General features: G+C 59.2%; 16 protein-coding genes. 8 read left to right on the top strand and 8 right to left on the bottom strand.

The annotated features are described in order from the left end of the window. Positions 1-82: 82 nt before the first annotated feature. Complete coding sequence (gene tpx / locus NL116_RS14020; RefSeq protein WP_494377680.1) at positions 83-583, bottom strand: thiol peroxidase; 501 nt, start codon at positions 581-583, stop codon at positions 83-85. Between the two features lie 233 nt (positions 584-816). Between tpx and NL116_RS14015 the strand changes: the two genes are divergently transcribed. Both NL116_RS14015 and NL116_RS14010 read left to right on the top strand, forming a co-directional pair. After that, a complete protein-coding gene (locus NL116_RS14015) occupies positions 817-1,242 on the top strand; it encodes a YciI family protein (protein WP_494377679.1) in 426 nt (141 codons plus the stop codon). 308 nt (positions 1,243-1,550) lie between these two features. After that, entirely contained in the window at positions 1,551-2,573 is a 1,023-nt protein-coding gene (locus NL116_RS14010) for an HAD family hydrolase (RefSeq protein ID WP_494377678.1), read from the top strand. A gap of 144 nt (positions 2,574-2,717) precedes the next feature. On the opposite strand, the gene NL116_RS14005 is transcribed toward NL116_RS14010, so the two are convergent. Next, the gene (locus NL116_RS14005) at positions 2,718-3,389 is read right to left on the bottom strand and encodes a DUF3313 domain-containing protein (RefSeq protein ID WP_494377677.1); all 672 of its coding nucleotides are present in this window, start codon (positions 3,387-3,389) and stop codon (positions 2,718-2,720) included. Positions 3,390-3,604: 215 nt separating this feature from the next. Here NL116_RS14005 and NL116_RS14000 point away from each other — a divergent pair, with 215 nt between their 5' ends. Beyond that, a complete protein-coding gene (locus NL116_RS14000) occupies positions 3,605-5,959 on the top strand; it encodes a tetratricopeptide repeat protein (RefSeq protein WP_494377676.1) in 2,355 nt (784 codons plus the stop codon). Positions 5,960-6,247: 288 nt separating this feature from the next. Here the strand turns inward: NL116_RS14000 and NL116_RS13995 are convergent, their stop codons facing one another. Continuing rightward, positions 6,248-6,757, bottom strand: coding sequence for a hypothetical protein (locus NL116_RS13995; RefSeq protein WP_494377675.1), 510 nt, complete (start codon positions 6,755-6,757; stop codon positions 6,248-6,250). 70 nt (positions 6,758-6,827) lie between these two features. Beyond that, positions 6,828-7,598: a helix-turn-helix domain-containing protein gene (locus tag NL116_RS13990; protein WP_494377674.1), complete on the bottom strand. Its 771-nt coding sequence runs from the start codon at positions 7,596-7,598 to the stop codon at positions 6,828-6,830. Positions 7,599-7,675: 77 nt separating this feature from the next. Here NL116_RS13990 and NL116_RS13985 point away from each other — a divergent pair, with 77 nt between their 5' ends. Then, entirely contained in the window at positions 7,676-8,368 is a 693-nt protein-coding gene (locus NL116_RS13985; RefSeq protein ID WP_494377673.1) for an aspartate/glutamate racemase family protein, read from the top strand. Between the two features lies 1 nt (position 8,369). Here NL116_RS13985 and NL116_RS13980 read toward each other — a convergent pair whose 3' ends face one another. The 3 genes from NL116_RS13980 to NL116_RS13970 all read right to left on the bottom strand — a co-directional run bounded on the left by NL116_RS13980 (position 8,370) and on the right by NL116_RS13970 (position 10,466). Then, positions 8,370-8,891 (bottom strand): GNAT family N-acetyltransferase, encoded by a 522-nt coding sequence (locus tag NL116_RS13980; RefSeq protein ID WP_494377672.1) that lies wholly within the window; start codon positions 8,889-8,891, stop codon positions 8,370-8,372. A gap of 126 nt (positions 8,892-9,017) precedes the next feature. Continuing rightward, entirely contained in the window at positions 9,018-9,938 is a 921-nt protein-coding gene (locus NL116_RS13975) for a LysR substrate-binding domain-containing protein (protein WP_494377671.1), read from the bottom strand. 87 nt (positions 9,939-10,025) lie between these two features. Further along, positions 10,026-10,466 (bottom strand): carboxymuconolactone decarboxylase family protein, encoded by a 441-nt coding sequence (locus NL116_RS13970; RefSeq protein WP_494378061.1) that lies wholly within the window; start codon positions 10,464-10,466, stop codon positions 10,026-10,028. Between the two features lie 205 nt (positions 10,467-10,671). On the opposite strand from NL116_RS13970, the gene pdxR reads away from it, so the two are divergent. From pdxR to NL116_RS13950, 4 genes are all read left to right on the top strand, one after another. Further along, positions 10,672-12,105, top strand: coding sequence for a MocR-like pyridoxine biosynthesis transcription factor PdxR (gene pdxR, locus NL116_RS13965; protein ID WP_494377670.1), 1,434 nt, complete (start codon positions 10,672-10,674; stop codon positions 12,103-12,105). A gap of 123 nt (positions 12,106-12,228) precedes the next feature. Then, positions 12,229-12,522, top strand: a complete 294-nt coding sequence (locus tag NL116_RS13960; protein WP_123436204.1) for an antibiotic biosynthesis monooxygenase family protein — start codon at positions 12,229-12,231, stop codon at positions 12,520-12,522. A gap of 151 nt (positions 12,523-12,673) precedes the next feature. Beyond that, positions 12,674-13,087 (top strand): cupin domain-containing protein, encoded by a 414-nt coding sequence (locus NL116_RS13955; protein WP_494377669.1) that lies wholly within the window; start codon positions 12,674-12,676, stop codon positions 13,085-13,087. Between the two features lie 227 nt (positions 13,088-13,314). Continuing rightward, a complete protein-coding gene (locus NL116_RS13950; protein ID WP_494377668.1) occupies positions 13,315-14,025 on the top strand; it encodes an ATPase in 711 nt (236 codons plus the stop codon). A 158-nt stretch (positions 14,026-14,183) separates the two neighbouring features. Here NL116_RS13950 and NL116_RS13945 read toward each other — a convergent pair whose 3' ends face one another. Further along, positions 14,184-19,085, bottom strand: coding sequence for an NAD-glutamate dehydrogenase (locus NL116_RS13945; RefSeq protein WP_494377667.1), 4,902 nt, complete (start codon positions 19,083-19,085; stop codon positions 14,184-14,186). Positions 19,086-19,546: the final 461 nt, after the last annotated feature.

Below are 19,546 nucleotides of genomic sequence, written 5' to 3'. Positions count from 1 at the left end.
ACAGGATGTTTGGGCAAGACACTGAATCACAAATGAAAACGGCCTGGACAGGGCCAGGCCGTTAACCATTGTAAAAGTACGCTTATTTCAGAACGGCGAGTGCGGCTTCGTAGTTCGGTTCTTCAGCGATTTCCCTGACCAGTTCGCTATGCAGCACGTTGTCGTTTTCGTCCAGAACAACAACCGCCCGAGCGGTCAGGCCTTTGAGCGGGCCGTCAGCAATGGCAACACCGTAGTTCTCGATGAACTCGGCACCGCGCAGGGTCGACAGGTTTTGCACGTTTTCCAGGCCTTCAGCGCCGCAGAAGCGTGCCTGCGCGAACGGCAGGTCAGCGGAGATGCACAGCACAACGGTGTTGGCGACATCATTGGCCTGGGCGTTGAACTTGCGTACCGAAGTCGCGCAGGTCGGAGTGTCAACGCTTGGGAAGATGTTCAGCACTTTGCGCTTGCCGGCGAAGCTCGCCAGGGTCACGTCGGACAGATTGCCGGCAACCAGGGAAAAGGCTGGCGCCTTGGAACCGGCTTGTGGCAGTTGGCCGTTGACTTGAACCGGGTTGCCTTTAAGAGTGACTTGAGCCATGAACGGAGTCCTTCTGAACGTTGTGGTAAAGAATCTCGGAAAGGCCAAAGTTAACCACGAAATGGCTCGACGACCTATGGTCAGATACAAATCGTGAAGTGTTGTGGCCAACTTTTCATCAGCACAGTCATCCGGTGGTATGCGCTCGGCAAAAAATTCTCGATGACCTGTCGAATGCGCCCGCCGCCATTCGACCATGTAGTGAATCCCCCACCTCCAACGGAGATAACACCATGCGATTCATGATCATCATCAAAGCCAGCCAGGATTCGGAAGCCGGCGTGATGCCCACCGAAGAACTGCTGACCGCCATGGGCAACTACAACGAAGAGCTGGTCAAGGCCGGCATCATGCTCGAAGGCGAAGGCCTGCAGCCCAGCAGCAAAGGCGCACGCGTGCGCTTTTCGGGCGACAAACGCACGGTCATCGACGGCCCGTTCGCCGAAACCAAAGAGCTGATCGCCGGCTACTGGATCTGGCAGGTGAAGTCGAAACAGGAGGCCATCGACTGGGTCAAGCGATGCCCGAACCCGATGCCGGGCACCGACGCCGAGATCGAGATTCGTCAGGTCTTCGAGGCGGAGGATTTTGGTGCCGAGTTCACCCCGGAGTTGCGCGAACAGGAAGAGCGGATTCGTGCGGAGGCGAAAAAACGCTGAGCCCCCTCGGTGGAAGCGGGGCTGCTCGTAGGCCAGCGAGCTGAGAGGGGGAAGTCGATGGCTCGTTGACGCCGCTGAGTGGCTTGTATCTGTGGCGCCGATGCAGCCATCAGGGCCTGACATTGAGCATCCTCTCCTCGACTGCAAGACCCGCTTGGTGTCCGTGCTGTCGCGCGTGAGCAAAAGTTCAGGCACGGCAGCAAGTTACGTACTCCTTGGCTATGCTGCACAGTCAGGCCCTACATCGGCGGACCTCGCCTGCCTGCGCATTACGAGCGTCAAAACCCGTTCACCAAAAAGGATTTCCAATGACGAACCTGATATCGATCCGCCACCGTTTTGGGCTGAGCCTGCTTTTTGCGCTGGCCCTGCCGCTGCTCGCCCAAGCCGCCGAACCCCTGCCGTCATGGAGCGACGGCCCGTCGAAAAAGCACATCATCGAGTTCGTCCAGGCCGTCACCGATCAATCCAGCAAGGACTTCGTCAAGCCCGAAGACCGCATCGCGGTGTTCGACAATGACGGCACCTTGTGGAGCGAGCAGCCGATGTACTTCGAGTTTTTGTTTGCTCTGGAAGAGGTCAAACGCACGGCGCCGCAACACCCGGAATGGAAAACCACCCAGCCATTCCAGGCCGTTTTGGAGAACGATCACAAAGCGCTGGCAGCGTCGGGAATGGAGGGCTTCATGAAGATCTTCGTGGCGACCCATACCGGGATGACCACCGAAGCGTTCGATGACTACGCCAAGACCTGGTTGAGCCAGGCCAAGCACCCGAAAACCGGCAAGCTGTTCACCGAGATGGTGTTCCAGCCGATGCTGGAAGTGCTCGACTACCTGCGTGAACAGAACTTCAAGACCTACATCGTTTCGGGTGGCGATACCGACTTCATACGCGCTTTCGCCGAGAAGGCCTACGGTGTTCCACCTGAACAAGTGATCGGTACTTCGTTTGTCACAACCTTCCAATACAAGGACGGCGAAGCCTCGATTCTACGCACGCCGAAATTGGCCCACTACGATGACGGCCCGGGCAAACCGACAAGCATCGACGCGGTTATCGGCAAGCGGCCGATCCTCGCCTTTGGCAACTCCGATGGCGACTTGCAGATGCTGCAATGGACGGCCGCCGGGCCGGGCAAACGATTCATGGGGCTGGTGCATCATACCGACGCCAAACGCGAATGGGCCTATGATCGCAATTCCGAGATCGGCCGGCTGGACAAGGCCCTCGACGTCGCAAAAACTCGTGACTGGACTGTTGTGGACATGGCGGCCGAATGGCGCCGGATCTATCCATACGACACCGCCACTTCTGAGCAAGCGCAATAAAAGCCGTGATGCAGGACAGCAACAAATGTTGATCCACCGCGTGAGGTCTCGCTTCCAGAATGGATGTGTGGTGTACACAGATCCAGCATGGGGGCGAGCCTGCCAGGACGGCCTCCCGACGGTGAGGCCACCCGCCTCAGCACATCACTTGGATTTGAGCTTCAAATACGACTGATTCAAATCCGACGCCCAGCCATCCATCACGCCTTTGACGTCATCCGCCTTCATCACCTGCGCATCGTTTTCCAGCGGCTTGCCAGTGCCCTTGCGCACGACCTGAGCGATGACTTTGTGGGTGCTGCCATCGATAAACGCCGCTTCGGTGGCCAGATCGGTTTGCTGATCACGAATACCGCTGGCGGTGCTCACGGCTGCGGCAACCAGCGCAATCGGGATCACTTCGTAAGGCTTCAAACCTTCGGTCTTGCTGCTGACCGCAGTAATGGCGGCACGCACCACCATCACACCCGGGCCAGGGCCGGCGGCCAATGGCAGCGACTTGCCCAGTTCACGCTTCAGTGCCTGATCGTAATAACCGGTGATCCCGCTCAGCGTGGCCTGGGGGATTTTCACCGTAGGCTGGGGGGCCGGGTAGAGTTGGGTCGGTTCGACATAAACACTGGTGAACGTGGTGATATCCAGCGCAGGATCGACCCAGCGCATCACTGTCGCGCCGGACGGCGACTTGGCTTCTTGGAGCTGGCTGTAATCCTTGAGGAAGCCGGAATACTGCTCCGGTTCGACGACCTTGCTTGCACACCCTGTCACAGAGGCGGTGGCGATGCAGAGCGTGCTGATCAATAACGCAAGCTTCATGCTTGAACTCCTGTTTTGAAGGGCGCCCACCCTAGTGCAAAGCCAGCAACAGATATAGATATTTCGCGATTAAAACCTAAAAAAAATAACAAAATTCATCTAACGCCGCCTACCTGTTCACAACCGTCATTTGACAGACGCCCGGCATACAGCAAAGCTGCACACAGCTTGATCGCGCGCCTCAAGGCAAACGCACCTGGACTACGGAAGTCGCAATGCCGAAGCATAAAAACAAAGCAACAAACCCCAACCCTGACTCGCCGCTGAACCTGATTAATCGCTACCTCTTTCCAGTGACCATCGGCGCATTGCTGTTGGCGGTCATCGCCATCGGCTGGTTTCTGTTCAGCAGCACACCGGCACCGCTGAAACCCGTTCAGGTCCCTGCCCCTGTCGCACAACCCGCCAAGCCGCAACCGGTCGCGTTGGCGCCAGCGAAGATGGTCGACGAGCAACAATGCCAGGGCTGCCACAGTGAGCAGGTCAAGGACTGGAAAGGCTCCCATCATCAATTGGCAATGCAGGAGGCCACTGCCGAGACGATGCTGGGCGACTTCAACAACGTGACCTTCAAAGCGGAAAACGAAACCACCGTTTTCTCGCGCAAGGACGACGGCTTCTGGGTCAACACGCCAGGTATCGATGGCAAAAACGCTGACTTCAAGGTGGCCTATACCTTTGGCATCGCGCCATTGCAGCAATACCTAATCGAAGTCGGCGAAGGCCGCTTGCAACCCTTGGGCGTGGCCTGGGATACCGAGAAAAACCGCTGGTTCCACCTCTATCCGGGCCAGGGCGTGAACTTCAAGAATCCGTTGCACTGGAGCAAACCGAGCCAGAACGCCAACTTCATGTGCGTCGAGTGCCATACCACCGGCTACAAACGTAATTTCAATGCCGCGAAAAACACCTTCGACAGTCACTGGAACAGCCTCGGCGTTGGCTGCCAGGCGTGCCACGGCCCAGCCTCCAATCACCTGGAATGGACGGCGAAAAAAGGTGATGTGATTCACGCCGGTTTTGCTGTCGATCTCAAGGACAAGAACGCCACGGTCGAGATCGAAACCTGCGCCCGCTGCCACTCGCGCCGCGCACCGCTGAGCGATGGCTACACCGCCGGTAAACGCCTGATGGATGACTACCTGCCGAGCCCCCTGACCCGCGAGTTGTATGCGCTGGACGGCAAGATCAAAGACGAGGTGTTTGAACACGGCTCGTTTGCCCAAAGCAAAATGTTCGACAAAGGCGTGCGCTGCAGCAACTGCCACAACCCGCACAGCACCGAACTCAAAGCGGCGGGCAACGGCGTTTGCCTGCAATGCCACAACACCGCGGGCAAGACGCCGGTGGAAGGTGTCGACGGCAAGGGCCTGCAAGCGAAAAACTACGATTCCATCGAGCACACCCGCCACACCATGGGCCAGCCAGGCTCGCAGTGCATGGATTGCCATATGCCCGGGAAGTTCTACATGGGCAATGACTTCCGGCATGACCACAGCTTCAGTATTCCCAACCCGGAACGAGCAAAAAAACTCGGCACACCAGACGCCTGCCTCACCTGTCACCAAGGCAAGGACGGCGACAAGGTCACCGAGCAATTCAAACTGTGGAACAGCGCCCCCACCGCACAGGCCCCGCGTTATGACGAAAGCCTGTGGCTGATCCGCAACGGTCAACCCGGCGCGGCGCAAGCCTTGTATGAGCAATTGCAACGCAGCAACTTGCCGGCGATTCAGCGGGCCACCCTGCTGGCCGAACTGCCGTTGTATCCGAGTGAACAGGCGTTGAAACTGGCCACCCAGGACTTGAGCAACCCGGCACCCCAAGTGCGTGAAAGCGCCATTCGCACAATCAGCGCGTTCCTCCCGCCACCTGAGCGGGCGTCGCTGTTGACGCCGTTGCTGACAGACCCGGTGATGGCTGTGCGCATTGCCGCAGCCCGGGACCTGCTGGTTGCCGCCCGCAGTGGTTTGGTCACTGCCCAGACGAACTGGAATGCGGCAATTGCCGAGTATGAAGCGGCACAGAAAAGCCTGCTGGAACGCGCCGAAGCCAACCTCAACCTGGCAATGCTCTACCAGGCCAGCGGCCGTAACGACGAGGTCGAACCGTACCTGCGCACGGCGCTCAAGCGCGATCCGGATTTCTACCCGGCACTGGTGACGCTGATGCAATGGCTGGAAGCCAATGGCCGCGGCCAGGAGGCGCAGGCGCTGCTGGCGCAAGGGCTAAAAGATCACCCGGACGCCGCTTTGTTGCAGCACACCCAGGGCTTGTCACTGGTGCGCGCAGGCAAATCGGATCAGGCCATGTCAGCACTGCGCAACGCTGCGCAACTGGAACCGCAGAACGCCCAATACGGCTACGTGCTGGCCGTGGCGTTGCATGACAGCGGCAAGGTTGAAGAGGCTTGCGAGGTACTGGAACGCTTGCTCAACGTTCAGCCGGCCAACCGCAATGCACGGCTGACATTGATTCAGTACTACCTGGGGAACGGACAGGAACCGAAAGCCCAGGTGCTGTTGCAGGGCTGGAAGAAAATGAACATGGGTGATCCAGCACTGAAATAACCCTCAGTACCCTACGCCCCGTAGCAGCTGTCGAACCGGATGCGGCCTCGCAGGCGCGACAGCTGGTACATGGGTCGTGGGATGACCAGGATGAACCACTCTTCAACGCCATTTCCGGGATCGGCGTGAACGTGTTGGACATTTCCATGCTGGTGGTGATGTGCTTGAACTTGAGGTCGATGCGGTCGTTGCCCTTGAGGGGGTTGACGGTGTTTGTGAGGGGGTGGCGCTGCGCGTTACCGATTCAGATATAGGCGCGAGCAGGTTCACGCCTACAAGGGGTTTGGATCAGTCCGGGAGAACCTGGCCGCGATCACGCGGAATCAGGCTCTGCAACTGCTGGGCCAGAAAATTTGCGTCAAACGCAAACGTGTCCGGGTCTTTCAAGCCATTGGTCTTGCGCCACTGCCAGCTCGTTGACGGCGGCAGGCACACCAGCGAAACGCTGCCATAGCGCGCGGCCGTCAGCCCCATCACCGCCAGGGAAATCTGACCGCCAGCGCCCATCACGTCCGGCACGATCTCCACCGGTTTGCCGGCAATGACAATGGACAGTTTCTCGGCCCTGAACGGCGACGTCTCCATCGGCACGCTCGGCCCCGAAGCCACATACGCCTCGCGGCTCACCTCCAGCAGATGCGGCGCCTGGACCGGCTCCAGCCAGTGCTGGATCTGATCGAACAGTTCACCGATTCGCGTCGCCCAAAGCGCCGACTGCGATTCGAACGTCTGCTTTTTGTGCGCTTCGCTTTCTGCGTAGTGGCGAAGCATTTCGCCCAGTTGTTGTACGTCGTCCATTGCGGTGTTCCTTTGGTTGGAGCGGTGCTGCGGACATTGAGCATGGCAGATGCAAGCCGCTGACGTACGACTAAAAGCGCGAGCGGTATTGGCTAGGGGTCATGGCCAGGTGTTTGCGGAAAATGCTACCCATGTGCGATTGATGGGCGAAGCCGGCGTCCAGGGCAATGCTGGCCAGCGGCAGGTTGGTGTCTTCGATCATCCGTCGGGCGGCTTGCAAGCGCACCTCGACGAGATACGCATGCGGTGTCAGGCCGATGGCGCGGATGAAATCGCGCAAAAACCGCAACTCGTTGTGACCGTAGGTGGCGGCCAACTGGTCCAGCGTCAGCGGCTCATGGAACTGCTCGGCGATCTGATCAAGCACCGGGGCGAATGCCTTGGCATCCAGTCTTGATTGAGTCTTCACCGGCGCTTGGCCAATCAGGCCCAGGGCGGCTTGTTCAAGCGCCATCAGATCAGGTTGAGGGCTGAGCAACAGACGACGAATCTCGCGCGCCAACGTCAGCGCCTGTCGATCACCGGCTGACTGAACACGCTGGCTGACCGCAGGCAGAAACGGGCTGGCGAATGGCTCATCAAGGCGCATCAACAGGTATTCGCCACCGCTCGCCGATTCGGAAAACACCTCGACACCCAACGGCGTGAACGCCAGTACACCGGGCAAGGTATCGAAATCCACCCGCCGGTCTGAGTCAATGGCGTGAACGCCTCGCTGGCGCTCCAGTGTCACTCCCAGGGTCAACGACTGCGCCGGATCGCGAACACTGTAGGCCGCACGGGACAACAGTTGCAGGCAAACCCTACCGCCCAGCACGCGCTGGCTCAGCACGCCGGGCATGTGAAATTTCCTGATAGATGACCGTCAAGATCCACGGGATACTCTCGCAAGGTTAGCCATTTCACAGGGAGCACCGCATGCGCACCATCGGCCTTATCGGCGGCATGAGCTGGGAGTCCAGCGCCGAATACTATCGCCTCATCAACCAGCAGGTTCGCGACCGGCTCGGGCCGTTGCGTTCGGCGCAGTTGCTAATGTACAGCGTCGACTTCGGGCCTGTCGAACAGGCCCAGCATGCCGGGCGCTGGGACGATGCGGCGGCGATTCTGGTGGATGCGGCACGGCGGCTCGAAGCCGGCGGTGCCGAATGCGTGGTGCTGTGTACCAACACCATGCACAAGGTGGCCGGTCAGATTCAGGCCGCAATCACGGTTCCGTTCCTGCATATCGCCGACCCGACCGGTCAGGCAGCGGTCAGCGCCGGTGCACTGAAGGTCGGGTTGCTCGGAACCGCGTTTACCATGGAACAGGACTTTCTCAAGGATCGCCTGAGCGCGATGGGTCTGACGGTACTGGTGCCAGAGACAGAGGAACGCAACGCTGTCCACCGGATTATCTACGACGAGTTGTGCGTCGGCGTGATCAGCGAGACGTCGCGCAAGGTTTATCAGCAAGTGATCGAATCGCTGACCCAGCGTGGCGCCCAAGCGATCATTCTGGGCTGCACGGAAATAGGCATGCTGATCAAACCCGAGCACAGCGCCCTGCCCTTGCTCGACACCACCGAACTGCACGCGCAGGCGGCGGTGGCGTTCGCTTTGGGCGAGTAGGTCAGTCGGCGTCAAGCGTGCGGCGCAGGCGCGCCATGCTTAACGTGTCGACCAGTCGGCCGTCGCGCACGGCGTAGTCGCGGAACAAGCCTTCGGTCTCGAATCCGAACTTTCGATACAGGCCGATGGCCGCCTCATTGTCGGCGTACACCGAAAGCTCGACCCGTTGCAGGTTCATCCAGTTGTCGGCGATGTCCAGCACCGCCGCCAACAGCGTCGAACCCACGCCCTTACCTTGCCATGCCACCGCGACACCCATGCCGATGCTGCCGGCATGGCTGCGGCGGATTCGCGAAAACTGCTCCAGGCCGATGTTACCGATGACCGTGCCCTGATGCAGCGCGACCAGTTTCACCAGGCGCTCATTATCCGAGGCCAGGCGCTGGCGCCAGATCTCGGTGGATTGAAACGGCATTTGCAGGACCTGACGGGTAATGGCCGGGTCGTTGTAAAGCGCGGTGACGCCGTCGATGTGGGCTTCGCTGAAACGTTCGAGGGTAATGACCGGTTCGATGGCGGGCATGGGTGATTCATCCTTGATGCAGACATGGCCGCTTACTCTACAACGCATGCTTCAGGCATGGCGAGAACCCGAAGGTGAGAAGAACCCCTGTGAGCGAGCAGGCTTGCTCACACCGTTTGATCGTGGTTAACCCTCGAACCACTCCCGGCGCTCGGTGAAGGTGTTGTGGATCAACTCAACGATCATCTGCACGTCGGCCTGACCTTGGGTGTCGGCATTCACCGCCATCCACACCTGACGCTGCATCGGCTGATCGAACAGTTCAGGCAGTGCAATCAGCCCCCGGTCAAACTGGCTGATGTAGCGCGGCAACAGCCCGATGCAGGCGCTGCACCGGATCATCTCCAGCATCAGCTCATAAGAATGCAGCTGCACCACACCGGCCAGACGCTGATCAACCACGCTGTTCCATGGCCGGAAACTCTCGACCTGACGGTCATGCTGCCACTGCACGAGCATGAAGTCGGATAGGTCATCGAGGCTGTCCGGCCGCGCCGCGACCCGTGAATAGCGTTTAGCGATGTGCGGCAGGTACTCCAGACGCGCCAGCCGCTGTGGCTCGCTGACCGCAAAACTCGGCCCTGGCAGCGGCGACTCAGCGCCGGCCAGCCACAGCACCACATCAGCACTGATCGCTTGCAGGCTCAGTTCACTGTCGAGGGTAATGATGTCCAGGCGCACGCTGGCGTTACGGCGTAACAAGGCGACCAGGTCACGTCCGAGGATGTCATGCAGGATCGACTCCGGCACCGCCAGGCGAATCAGCGGTTGTTCGATCACCGGCGCGTCGCGCCCATGGGCCAACGCAATCAATTGCGCCTGAAGCGCCAACCCCTCACGACTCAGGGCCAGGCCATTGTCCTGGTGATTAAACAGCGAACATTGCAATTGCGACTCAAGCTGCGCCAAGTGCTTGCGCAACTGCGTGGACTTGATATTCAGGCTGCGAGCGGCCTGCATAAAGCACCCGCAACGGGCGCTGACCCGGAAGGACTGCGCCAGCACCGGGTCGATGCCGGCCGCGCAGGTGGATTCCATCAATGACATCGGTGACTCCCTGTCGATCTATCCTTGGAAACCTCATCCTGCGCAGCGTTTATGAACCTGATGTGACACCGGGCGCGGAAAATTGATTCAGCCGCCGGGGGTTTGCCGAAAACTCACCGCCAGGCGATTCCAGCTGTTGATGGTGGTCACGGCAATCGTCAAATCGACCAGTTCCGCTTCGCTGAATTGCGCCCTCGCCAGTGCGAATACATCATCCGGCACGTGGCTTTCGGAGAGCAGCGTCACGGCTTCGGTCCAGGCCAGCGCCGCCCGTTCCCGAGGGTTGAAAAAGCCGCTGTCGCGCCACACGACAATCGAATACAAGCGCCGATCAGTCTCGCCCAGACGCCGTGCGTCCACCGAATGCATGTCGGTGCAAAAGGCGCAGCCGTTGAGCTGCGAGGCGCGGATCTTGATCAGGTGCAACAAGGCCGATTCGATACTGAGGTTGCTGGTCAAGGCTTCCATGGCAATCATCGCTTTCATCGCTTTGGGCGACGCGCTGTAGTAATCCAGGCGGGAACTCATGGGGCGACCTCGTGAGGCGATGATGTGTAGATCACGGTAGTCGTCGAGGCAGCGGCGGGACAGTGCCAATTCAGCGAAATAACCATGGACCACTCGGCACCAGGCCAATCCCGGGTTTTTCACCTGCGCAACTTCTGCACGGCCGCGCATGCGGGTAATCTGGCGCGACGCACACGCGCCTCAACCGCTGCAGGAGCCCGCCGGTATGGAACTTCATGTTGTCATCAACGGCCGCAAGGACCTGATGGGCCAGTTGTACAACCAGTTGCGCAGCGCCATCGAATCCGGGCGCCTCGCCGCCGGGACCCAACTGCCGCCCAGCCGCTTGCTGGCCGAACAGCTGGGGATTTCGCGCAAGACCATTTCCGACACGTACGCGCAACTGACTTACGAAAACTACCTCACCGGGGTGATTGGCAAAGGCACCTACGTGAATGCCCGGCCCTCGAAAATCGTCCGCAAACAGAGCCATTCCGAGCTGGCGAGTTATGAGGTCATCGAATCGTGGCGCCAGCTGCCAGTGTTTCTGCGTCACCCGACGCTGGAAGGCTCGTTGCGCTATGACTTCATTGGCGGCGCCACCAGTAAGGGCCAGTTCCCGCAGGATGACTGGCGTCGCTGCACCTCCCATGCCTTGCGACAAATTGCCGGTTCCAAGGGCTTCTATAGCCTGCCCGAGGGCCTGCCGGCGCTGCGCAATGCCATCGCCCGCCACATCGCGTTCTCGCGCGGGGTCAATTGCCAGGACGAAGACGTGGTGGTGTGCAACGGCGCGCAACAGGCGCTGGACCTGATTTCCCGGGTGATCACGCGTCCCGGCAGCATCGTCGCCATGGAGGACCCCGGTTACCCGCCGGCCCGCCTGTTGTTTGGCTCGCACGGTGCCACGGTGGTCGGTGTGCCGGTGGACGCCGAAGGCATTCAGGTCGACAAAATCCCCCTCGGCACGCGGCTGATCTACGTCACACCGTCCCATCAGTTCCCTCTAGGCCTGCCTATGAGCCAGGAACGCCGGGTGGCCTTGCTGGAGCGAGCTTATGAACTGGGCGCGATCATCATCGAGGACGATTACGACAGCGAATTTCGCTACGAGGGCCGCCCTGCCGATTCGCTGCAAAGCATGGATGAGCGCGGGATCGTCGCGTATGTGGGGACCTTCTCGAAAACCTTGCTGCCGGAGTTGCGGCTTGGCTATGCGATTTTGCCGCCGGCGATACTCGAAGCGGTGATCCGCGCCAAGCAACTCACCGACCTGCACACGTCGACGATGCCGCAGTGGGCACTGGCAAAATTCATCGCCGAAGGTTGCCTGCTCAAGCATATCCGACGCTGCCATACGATTTATGCCGGGCGTCGCGAACGCATCCTGGCGCGCATGGCGGGCGACCTGTCGCCGTGGTTCGAGCCCGTGCCCACCACGGCCGGGTTCCACATGGTGGTGATGTGCAAAGTATCTATCGATCTTGGATTGGTAATTGAATTGGCGAAAAAGGTCGAAGTCGGGCTCTATTCCATCGAGGCCTTTTACTTCCAGCAAGCGCCGCAGGACGGACTTTTGCTGGGTTTTGGCGCCATTGACACCCTGGACATCGACACTGCCCTGGACCGTCTGCGCGACATTTTGCAGCAGGTGGCCTGACGGATTGGTCTGCGGCTTTACCGGGCGATTGGCTATTGGCGGTCCGGCACTGCAGGCCTATCCTGCATAAGCGTTATCCCTCAATGAGCAGGATTCGTCCGGCCTGATTCAGGAGTGTGAGCAATGTCCAACGAAGTGATCAATACCGTACAGGTGCAGGCTGCGGCAGGCCGCTCGGATGAACTGGGCAAGCAACTGCAAAAGATTGTCGAAACCCTGCGCGAACTACCGGGCTGCGACTCCTATATGGTCGACCGCTGCCCCGAGGACACCAACCGCTGGACCGTCAGCGCACGCTGGCAATCGGAAGCGGCGATGCACTCGCATTTCAACTGCCCGGAAGTCCAGGGCTTCATCGGGCTGATTGATAATCAGCTGGCCAATGCCGTGGATTTCAACAGCTTCCCGATCCGCTGACTTTATAGCCGCTGCTCGTCAGCGGCTACAAGGCAAGCACACCTTTGGCGGGCTGGATTGGTCCCCTCACCTTCCCGAATATTGGCTGTTTGATTGGCCCACCCTGCGGACTATCGTTGCTCCTGACGATAACCACCGCAGGTAATAAACCATGAAAGCTTTGCGTTTCCTTGCTGGCTCACTCGCTGTCCTTGCGTTGACCGCTTCAGTCACCGCGCTTGCCCACGAAGGCCCTTCAGAAAAGGTCACGGTGTTGCAGGACGAAATACTGCAAAACGTCCCCGGCAAAAAAGCCATGATGATCGAAGTCGACTACAAGCCTGGTCAATCATCGATTGCCCATAAACATGAAGGCACGGCCATGGCGTACGTCATTTCCGGCTCGATCACTTCCCAGGTAAAGGGTGAAAAAGCAAACACCTACAAGGCCGGCCAATATTGGTACGAACCTGCGGGATCGGAACATCTGGTCTCGAAAAACGCCAGCGCCACCCAGCCTGCCAAACTGCTCGTGTTCATGGTGTTGTCGCCCGATGAGAAAGTGTTGATCCCCTTGAAAAACTGATGGCTGCACGTACAGCTATAAATAAACAGGCCCAATCTTCAATGTCGGGCCTTTTTATTTCTCAGCGTCATTAACCGACACCAGTTAAACCAAATAAAACTATTAATCGCCAACAAGCACCGCCATCGGTTATTTAATTCAGTGAAGACAGGTTTAGTCTGGAATCACCGCCGGACACTACCGGCATTCAAACTTTCCGACTCAGATTGTTTCACTGGAGTAACGCCATGAAACTTGCACTTGTCAGTACCTTGACGATGACGGTTGTTTTAACCGGCTGCTCGATCCCTACCGCCCCGAGTGCGGTCTCGTCGCTGGACGGCATCTTCACTGCCCCTGTCGGCCGCAGCAACACCACGACCGTTCCGAATGGCCATAACGTCTCGTTAGGCATCGTTTACAGCCATAACACCCAGACCAATCGCGCCTACCTCCAGGACTATCAGGCCAATGCTGGCACTGGATTCGGTCAGAGTTTGCTGGTGCGGTCGATTTATGACGCCTACGTGGCCACCTCAAAACCCGACCTGGCGGTGGATTGGGTCAAGGCCTCGTTGCAGCGCCAGTTCGGTTCGGTAACGGTATACCCGGACCTGCAACGCCTCAAGGCGGCAAAGCCGGACGTGGTCGCGATTGTCGACAGCCGTAGCCAATTGATGACTTCGCGCAGTTCGGATTTAGCAGCGGATGTCAGTGCAGACTTCTATGACGCTAATCTCAATTATATTGGCACCGCACAGGGGCATGATGCGAAAACACTGAGCCCGCTTTGGGCGGACTTTAAACCGAGCCCGGAGATCGTTGCGGATATTAACGAGCAACAGAATGTGCAAGTTAGGGCGCTGCAAAAGTTTGACCAGTCACTCAGCAATTTATTGACCAGCCCGACAGATAAAGTGTCGATGCTGGAAATTAAAACAGTTCGGAAGTTGTATTGAGGCTGGTGGCCCCATCGCGAGCAAGCTCGCTCCCACATTGCAACGCATTCTAACTGTACGAGTGAGCCTGCTCGCGACGGGGACTTAACAGGCACCACTAAAAATCCAGACCAAAAAAAACCGCCTCTTTCGAGACGGTTTTTTCATTCAGCGCCTGATCAGGCCGCCGGCTCCAGCTCTTCGCTGACGGCTGAAGAGGTGGTCACCACCGCTTGCCCGCTCAATGCCAGGTCCAGCAACTCACGGTTGGCCACCGCGTACATGGCGTAGTCCGTGCCGCTTGCCGCACGGATTTCCACCAGCATCGCGCGCCAGCGTTCGATCATGCCTTCGTGCGCTTCCATCCACAGCGCCAGGCGTGTTTCCACGTCCTGAGTGCCATCGCCCTGTTGCAGGACAGAGATGGTGATCGCACGTTGCTGCCAGTCGACGTCATCACGGAACGCTTCACGGGCCAGGGCTTGCCAGTTGTTTTCAACCGGCAGCGCGCTGATCTGTTGCAGGTACCAGGTGATGTCCAGCGCGCTGCCGACGGCGAAGTAAGCCTTCGCGACGTCTGCTGCGTTCTGGCCGGTCACGTCCGACGCTTCGATGATGGGCAGCAAGGTGTACAGGTGAGTAGTGCCTGCAACCATGCGCGCCAGCAACTCAGGTACGCCAGCGGCGACGTAGGCCTGATAACGGGTCTGCCAGCCTTCGCGGGTCGGGCCTTCCAGCAGTTCGTCGAGCTTGAGGCCCAGCGCTGCCAGATGTGGACCGAAGTGCGCGACGTCACGAGCGGCATTCTGCTCGTTGCGGCGGCTGCGCAGGAACCAACGCGTAGCGCGGCGGCCCAGACGCATCAACTCGTCCATCAGCTCCAGCTGCACGTCAGCGGACACCTGGTAGTCCAGGGCTTCGATCTGACGGAACCAGTGCGGGAGATGGAAAATGTCACGCACAATCACGTAAGCGCCCGCCACGTTCGCCGGGCTCATGCCGGTCGACTCTTTGAGTCGTTGAACGAAGGTGATGCCCATGTGGTTGACCAGGTCGTTGGCGATCTGGGTGCTGACGATCTCGCGCTTCAGACGGTGACGACGCATGGCTTCAGAGAACTTGCTCACCAGCGATGGCGGGAAAGCAGTTTCCATGTCGCGGGTCAGGTAATCGTCGTCCGGCACCAGGGAGTTGAGCAGCGCTTCCTTGAGGTCGATCTTGCTGTACGAGATCAGCACCGACAGCTCGGCACGGGTCAGGCCATGGCCCTCTGCAACGCGCTCGTTGATCGCTTCTTCGTTCGGCAGGAACTCGATGGCGCGATCCAGCTTGCCGCGGCCTTCCAGATCGTTCATCAGACGTTTGTATTCAGCGATACGCGGCAAGGCACGACGGGCAGCCAGGGACAATGCCTGAGTCTGCTTGTAGTTGTTGCCCAGCACCAGGCTGCCGACTTCGTCGGTCATGCTCGCCAGCAACTGGTTACGTTGCTTGTCGGTCATGTCGCCCGCTTGAACCACTTCGTTCAGCAGGATCTTGATGTTGACTTCGTGGTCGGAGCAATCCACGCCACCGGCGTTGTCGATGAAGTCGGTGTTGGAACCGCCGCCATTGAGACCGAATTCGACACGACCCAGTTGGGTCATCCCGAGGTTACCGCCCTCGCCCACCACTTTGCAGCGCAGTTCGTTGCCGTTCACGCGCAGTGCATCGTTGGCCTTGTCGCCGACATCGGCATGGCTTTCGCTGCTGGCTTTGACGTAGGTACCGATACCGCCGTTCCACAACAGGTCTACCGGTGCCTTGAGCAAGGCATTGAGCAGTTCGGTCGGGGTCAGTTTGTCGGCCTTAATGTCGAAGCGCTCTTTCATCTGCGGGGAAATCGCGATGCTTTTTGCGCTACGGGAGAAGATCCCGCCGCCTTCGGACATGATGCTGGTGTCGTAATCCGACCAGGCCGAACGCGGCAGGTCGAACAGACGTTGACGCTCGGCGAAGCTGTTGGCCGGCTCCGGGTTCGGATCGATAAAGATGTGCAGGTGGTTGAACGCGGCCACCAGTTGCAGCGTCTCGGACATCAACAGGCCGTTACCGAATACGTCGCCGGCCATGTCGCCGACACCGACTACGGTGATGCTGTCTTTCTGGACATTGATGCCGCGTTCGCGGAAGTGACGTTGAACGCCCACCCACGCGCCCTTGGCGGTGATGCCCATTTTCTTGTGGTCGTAACCGGCGGAACCGCCGGAAGCGAACGCGTCACCCAGCCAGAAACCGTAGTCGATGGCGATGCCGTTGGCGATGTCGGAGAAGGTCGCAGTGCCCTTGTCCGCTGCAACCACCAGGTACGGGTCATCGTCGTCATGACGCACGACGTTGGCCGGCGGCACCAGCGCGCCGTCTTTCAGGTTGTCGGTGATGTCCAACAGGCCCGAAATGAAGATGCGGTAGCAGGCGATGCCCTCGGCTGCGATCTCGTCACGGCTGCCGCCCAGTGGCAGGCGACGCGGCAGGAACCCGCCCTTCGCGCCGACTGGCACGATGACCGAGTTCTTCACTTGCTGGGCTTTTACCAGGCCCAGGACTTCGGTTCGGTAGTCTTCTTCACGGTCGGACCAGCGCAGACCGCCACGAGCGACGTTGCCGAAGCGCAGGTGTACGCCTTCGACGCGAGGCGAGTAAACGAAGATTTCGAACTTCGGTACCGGCTTTGGCAGCTCTGGAATCAAATGCGGGTTGAACTTGAAGCTGAAATACGACTTGTTCTTGCCGTTGGCATCAGTCTGATAGAAGTTGGTGCGCAGGGTGGCCTTGATCAGGTCCAGGTAGCGACGCAGGATGCGGTCTTCGTTCAGCACCTGGACTTCGTCCAGCGCGGCGATGATTGCGTGTTCCAGGCGTTGCTGCTTGTCTTCCAGATCGTCGCCCGACAGCTTGCGTGCCAGGTAGAAACGGGTCTTGAACAACCGGGTCAACTCGCGAGCGATGTCGGTGTGGTTGTTCAGGGTGCTGGCGATATAGCCCAGGTCGAAGCCCAGACGGATCTGCTTCATGTAGCGAGCGTAAGCACGCAGCAGCGCCACATCGCGCCACGGCAGGCCGGCGGTCAGCACCAGGCGGTTGAATGCATCGTTCTCGGCATCGCCACGCACGATGTGGACGAACGCGTCCTGCAGCGTGTCGTTGAGTTGCTGGATGTCGAGTTCCAGACCTTCGGCAGCGGTGAACGCGAAATCGTGAATCCAGAACTCGCGGCCATTGGTGTGGCGCAGGCGATACGGGAATTCACCCAGTACGCGCAGGCCGAGGTTTTCCAGGATCGGCAACACGTCGGACAGCGCCAGCGGTGTATCGGCGTGATACAGCTTGCAGTGCAGTTCGCGCTGCCCGGATACCTGACCCAGTGGCTGATAGAAGCTCATCACCAGTGGATTTTTTTCGTTCAGGCTCAGCAGGTGTTGCATGTCGACCACAGCCGAATGGGCTGCGAAACGCTCGCGGTAACCGGCCGGGAAGCCTTTCGGGAAGTCGGCCAGCACGTTGGTGCCATGGGCTTCGCCGAAGCTTTCAACCACCAGGCTGGCGTAGTCGTCCTGCCAGCTGCGGCAGGCTTGCACGACTTCTTTTTCCAGCAGAACCGGGTCGATGTCGAGGCGGTTCTTCGGATCGACGCGAAGGATCAGTTGCACGCGAGCCAGCACGGATTCGGAGAAGAACGTCCAGAATTCGCAATCCGAGGCTTTCAGGCGATCCATCAGCACTTGCTGGATCTTCTGGCGCACTTCGGTGGAGTAGATGTCGCGTGGCACGTAGGCCAGGCAGTAGCAGAAACGGCCGTATGGGTCTTTGCGCAGGAACACGCGAATCTTGTTGCGTTCCTGGATCTGCACGATCGACATCACGGTGTTGAACAGTTCGTCGACCGGGGTCTGGAACAGGTCATCGCGCGGCAGCACTTCCACCACCTGCGCCAGTTCCTTGCCCAGGTGAGCCTTGGCCTGGAAGCCGGAACGGCGTTCGATTTCTTCGACCTTGCGACGGATGTACGGAATGACCCGCACGCTCTCGCCATACACCGAAGAGGTGTACAGGCCCATGAAACGGCATTCCTTGATCACGTTGCCGTCGGCATCGATTTCACGGATCGACACGTAATCCGGATAAGCCGGACGGTGGACACGGCTTGGGTGCGCAGCTTTGGCGAACGACAGCAGGGTCGGTTCACGCAGGTAATTCACGGCGTAGTCTTCGATGCGCAAGTCATCGTAGGTCAGGCCGGTACGCAGCAGTTTGGTCAGGCCGAGGAAGGAATCCTGGTCGTAGACGATGTGGCCGCCGTCGGCTTCATCGCGTACCACGAACTCTTCGTAGCCGAGGAACGTGAAGTGGTTGCCCACCAGCCATTCCAGGAAGCTTTTGATTTCGCCTTTTTCTTCAGGGTCGACCGCGTACTGGCTGTTGTCCAGACCGGTGAGGATTTCCTGGACCTTGGCTTTCATCGGTTCGAAATCGGCGACGGCAACGCGGACTTCACCGAGCACCTGCTCCAGCTCTTTGCTCAGGACATTGAGCTCGGCGGTGTTGGCGCAACGGTCGATTTCCAGGTACATCAGCGATTCTTGAAGAATGCCTTCGCCCTGGGTGCCTTTCGGCAGGATTTCCAGCAACTCGCCCTTGCTGCCGCGACGCACGCTCAGCACAGTGGTTTGCAGGGTATGAATGCTGTAACCGCGACGGTTCAGCTCGGTACGCACCGAGTCCACCAGGAATGGCAGGTCGTGGTGCAGCACTTCGACCGCGGTGTGGGTCGACTGCCAGCCGTGGCGTTCGTAATCAGGGTTGTAGACGCGAACCTGCGGTTGCGCATGATCGAAGCGCTCAAGCAGGCGCCACGCAGAAAGGGTGCAGCCGGCGAGGTCGGATAACCGACGCTGGGTCAGCTCGTCCAGGGAAATGATGCCGAAGAATTGTTCAGCGAACAGCGCCACTTGTGGCAGTGCCTGTTCACTGATGTGCTGTGCCAGTGCCGCTTGCAGTTGGTGCTGGAAGTCGGCTTTGCTGGCTGCGGTGAAGAACGCCATCTGTGGTACTCCGCTTGGGCTTGTTATTGATGGAAGCGTCGCGTGCAAAACCCCTTTCGGGGCGATCCGTCACCCTGCTCCTGATTCTCGGGCAGAGGAAACAGGGGACAGGTGGGTGAAGCTGGACGAGACACTCAGGTCACATTCACCTTCCAATAATGGGCATCTGCAAAAACGACTGGGCTGCGTACAACGCAATGTCTTTACAGGTGCTCATCCGTTGCGCAGCTTAACGAGTGCGGCGAGGCCCGTGCTTGCGGTGCTGCGACATATTCGGTCATCGGTACGCAACTGGCGGCACACGCCTCGAACAACACTAGCAGCCGTGGGCAAAAACGGGCGTTTTATCCCGGCTTTCCGGTACCTGCGTACCAGAAATGACCAGCAACACTCCACGTGTCCACGCCCCTCCTCTGACACTCAGCCGAGCAGAAATTCCGCCGGGCTGGCAGAATTGCGCT

It is taken from the genome of Pseudomonas sp. FBCC-B1667, assembly GCF_059133255.1.
The sequence above is the reverse complement of the archived record's forward strand: the minus strand, read 5'-3'. Positions and strand labels throughout refer to the sequence as shown.

What these genes read in the sequence shown, in the direction of transcription:
- tpx (WP_494377680.1), bottom strand. Translation starts at nt 583, where the DNA reads ATGGCTCAAGTCACTCTTAAAGGCAACCCGGTTCAAGTCAACGGCCAA.
- NL116_RS14010 (WP_494377678.1), top strand. Translation starts at nt 1,551, where the DNA reads ATGACGAACCTGATATCGATCCGCCACCGTTTTGGGCTGAGCCTGCTT.
- NL116_RS13960 (WP_123436204.1), top strand. Translation starts at nt 12,229, where the DNA reads ATGTCCAACGAAGTGATCAATACCGTACAGGTGCAGGCTGCGGCAGGC.
- NL116_RS14015 (WP_494377679.1), top strand. Translation starts at nt 817, where the DNA reads ATGCGATTCATGATCATCATCAAAGCCAGCCAGGATTCGGAAGCCGGC.
- NL116_RS13945 (WP_494377667.1), bottom strand. Translation starts at nt 19,085, where the DNA reads ATGGCGTTCTTCACCGCAGCCAGCAAAGCCGACTTCCAGCACCAACTG.
- NL116_RS13950 (WP_494377668.1), top strand. Translation starts at nt 13,315, where the DNA reads ATGAAACTTGCACTTGTCAGTACCTTGACGATGACGGTTGTTTTAACC.
- NL116_RS13970 (WP_494378061.1), bottom strand. Translation starts at nt 10,466, where the DNA reads ATGAGTTCCCGCCTGGATTACTACAGCGCGTCGCCCAAAGCGATGAAA.
- NL116_RS13990 (WP_494377674.1), bottom strand. Translation starts at nt 7,598, where the DNA reads ATGCCCGGCGTGCTGAGCCAGCGCGTGCTGGGCGGTAGGGTTTGCCTG.
- NL116_RS13995 (WP_494377675.1), bottom strand. Translation starts at nt 6,757, where the DNA reads ATGGACGACGTACAACAACTGGGCGAAATGCTTCGCCACTACGCAGAA.
- NL116_RS13955 (WP_494377669.1), top strand. Translation starts at nt 12,674, where the DNA reads ATGAAAGCTTTGCGTTTCCTTGCTGGCTCACTCGCTGTCCTTGCGTTG.
- NL116_RS13980 (WP_494377672.1), bottom strand. Translation starts at nt 8,891, where the DNA reads ATGCCCGCCATCGAACCGGTCATTACCCTCGAACGTTTCAGCGAAGCC.
- NL116_RS14000 (WP_494377676.1), top strand. Translation starts at nt 3,605, where the DNA reads ATGCCGAAGCATAAAAACAAAGCAACAAACCCCAACCCTGACTCGCCG.
- pdxR (WP_494377670.1), top strand. Translation starts at nt 10,672, where the DNA reads ATGGAACTTCATGTTGTCATCAACGGCCGCAAGGACCTGATGGGCCAG.
- NL116_RS13985 (WP_494377673.1), top strand. Translation starts at nt 7,676, where the DNA reads ATGCGCACCATCGGCCTTATCGGCGGCATGAGCTGGGAGTCCAGCGCC.
- NL116_RS13975 (WP_494377671.1), bottom strand. Translation starts at nt 9,938, where the DNA reads ATGTCATTGATGGAATCCACCTGCGCGGCCGGCATCGACCCGGTGCTG.
- NL116_RS14005 (WP_494377677.1), bottom strand. Translation starts at nt 3,389, where the DNA reads ATGAAGCTTGCGTTATTGATCAGCACGCTCTGCATCGCCACCGCCTCT.